Source organism: Luedemannella helvata (assembly GCF_039528415.1).
In the GTDB taxonomy this organism is placed as follows: domain Bacteria; phylum Actinomycetota; class Actinomycetes; order Mycobacteriales; family Micromonosporaceae; genus Luedemannella; species Luedemannella helvata.
Genome location: NZ_BAAALS010000081.1, coordinates 1 through 1,587 on the forward strand (window position 1 = coordinate 1; position 1,587 = coordinate 1,587).

Annotated in this window: 5 protein-coding genes; all 5 read right to left on the reverse strand. The window is 69.3% G+C overall.

Features of this window, described 5'->3' with window-relative positions; translation table 11 throughout:
- Positions 1-10 precede the first annotated feature (10 nt).
- Positions 11-238, reverse strand: coding sequence for a hypothetical protein (locus ABD191_RS28675; protein ID WP_344089014.1), 228 nt, complete (start codon positions 236-238; stop codon positions 11-13).
- 219 nt (positions 239-457) lie between these two features.
- On the reverse strand, positions 458-646 hold the full coding sequence (locus tag ABD191_RS28680) for a hypothetical protein (protein WP_030901065.1): 189 nt from the start codon (positions 644-646) through the stop codon (positions 458-460).
- Positions 646-816, reverse strand: coding sequence for a hypothetical protein (locus ABD191_RS28685; RefSeq protein WP_157854930.1), 171 nt, complete (start codon positions 814-816; stop codon positions 646-648). Before ABD191_RS28685 ends, ABD191_RS28680 begins: the two co-directional genes overlap by 1 nt.
- A 51-nt stretch (positions 817-867) precedes the next feature.
- Positions 868-1,062, reverse strand: a complete 195-nt coding sequence (locus tag ABD191_RS28690) for a hypothetical protein (RefSeq protein WP_030901068.1) — start codon at positions 1,060-1,062, stop codon at positions 868-870.
- Between the two features lie 3 nt (positions 1,063-1,065).
- The gene (locus tag ABD191_RS28695) at positions 1,066-1,413 is read right to left on the reverse strand and encodes a hypothetical protein (RefSeq protein ID WP_030901071.1); all 348 of its coding nucleotides are present in this window, start codon (positions 1,411-1,413) and stop codon (positions 1,066-1,068) included.
- Positions 1,414-1,587 lie beyond the last annotated feature (174 nt).

Below are 1,587 nucleotides of genomic sequence, written 5' to 3' on the forward strand. Positions count from 1 at the left end.
GTGCCGGCTGTTAGGCGGCGATGTCGGTGGCGGGCGTGTGGAGGCCGTCGATCTCGGCGGAGATCGGGGAGTCGGGGTAGAGCAGGTCGTGGTCGGCGGCGAGTGCGGCGTAGCGGCGCATCCCGAGCTCGTCACCACGGCGGAGGGCGATCCGGTACTGGTCGATGAGCGCGCGGGCGGCGGCCACGGCGGCGTCCACGCGGTTCAGTTCCAGCTCGGTGATCAGGCCGGTGGGCATGACGGTGGTCCTTCCAGTGGTCTGAGCGGGAGGGTGGGTCAGTCCTGCTGGGGGAGGTTGTCGTCCCGGTGGCCTGAGCAGGACGGGCAGTCGTCGCTGGGGTGGTCGGTTTGAGGGTGCCCGCAGGGTCGGAGTCCGCGGGCAGCAAGCTGGCTGTACATCCAGTCGGGCAAGGGCATGGTGGTGCTCCTTCGCCGGTCAGGCGGGATGGGGCGGGGTTTAGCGGTCGGTGACGACCCAGCCGCGGCCAGGCTGCTGGCGGATGATGCCGCCGGGGGTGTGGATCTGGCCGGAGGCGTTGCCGAGGCCGAGGGCCTCAAGGTCGTCGAGCAGCATGGCGATCCGGCCGGCAATGTTGCGGGCCTGCGTCTCGAGCCGGTTCAGTTCCTCGGGGGTGCCGGTGAACATCAGCTGCGGCCCTGCTCACGCAGCAGCTCGTCCGTCATCTTCGCGAGGGTCTCGGCGCGGTCGGAGCCGCCCTCACGCATCGCGTAGATGATGGCGTCCGCTGCACGCTCCATGTCGCCGGAGTCGATCGCGGCCTTCATCTCGACAGCCTTGTCACGGAAGAAACCCATGGTGGTCCTTTCGGTTGAGGCCGGCACGGCGGCCGGCCCAGGAGGTGGGGTCTAGCTGCGATGGGTGTCGACGTGCTGCTGCATGCGAGCGGTCAGGGTCTGCTCCTCGGTGCGGCTGACGCAGCGGAAGCGCATCGTCATGCCGCACTCGGTGCACTCCAGGTACTGCCAGCGGAAGTAGCCGATGAGCTGCCACAGCGAGGCCGCCAGAACCAGGACCGCGATGACGTCGAGGACGGTGCTCATGGCTCAGGCCCCCATCGGACGGGGCATGGCGCGGCAGGTCTCGGCGTGCTTCTGGGCCCAGGTCTTGGGGCTCTGCCAGGGCTTCAGCTCGTCCAGGAATCCCCTTCGGGCGTATGCGTAAATGCCGGTGAACTTCTTCTCGTCGATGGCGGTGCAGCCGGAGCACGACGCGGTGAGCGTGATGTCGACGAGTTCCGTGGGCTGCCGGTATCCGGAGTAGCCGTTGCCGATCGGGCCGAATCCGGTCTCGCCCTCGGTGTACTCGACGGCCTTCTCAACGATGTCGACAGTCGCGCCCCCGACGGTCAGGTGGCGGGCGATGACGCCGGTGGGCCAGGTGGTTTCGGGCATGGCGGTACTCCTCGGTTGGTCAGACGGGAGGGTGGTCTAGCTGCGGTGGGTGTGCTGCTGGCCGGCGCGGCTACTCGCCGTCCTGCGGGTCGATGGGGTCGCTGCCGCCCTGCCCGCACCAGTCGCACGGGCAGTCGCCGGGCTGGATGCTGCTGGCGGCGGCCGTCGCGAAGG

Bases quoted from the DNA above. Each gene is read 5' to 3' on its own strand.
- ABD191_RS28675 (WP_344089014.1), bottom strand. From the start codon at position 238: ATGCCCACCGGCCTGATCACCGAGCTGGAACTGAACCGCGTGGACGCC.
- ABD191_RS28680 (WP_030901065.1), bottom strand. From the start codon at position 646: ATGTTCACCGGCACCCCCGAGGAACTGAACCGGCTCGAGACGCAGGCC.
- ABD191_RS28685 (WP_157854930.1), bottom strand. From the start codon at position 816: ATGGGTTTCTTCCGTGACAAGGCTGTCGAGATGAAGGCCGCGATCGAC.
- ABD191_RS28690 (WP_030901068.1), bottom strand. From the start codon at position 1,062: ATGAGCACCGTCCTCGACGTCATCGCGGTCCTGGTTCTGGCGGCCTCG.
- ABD191_RS28695 (WP_030901071.1), bottom strand. From the start codon at position 1,413: ATGCCCGAAACCACCTGGCCCACCGGCGTCATCGCCCGCCACCTGACC.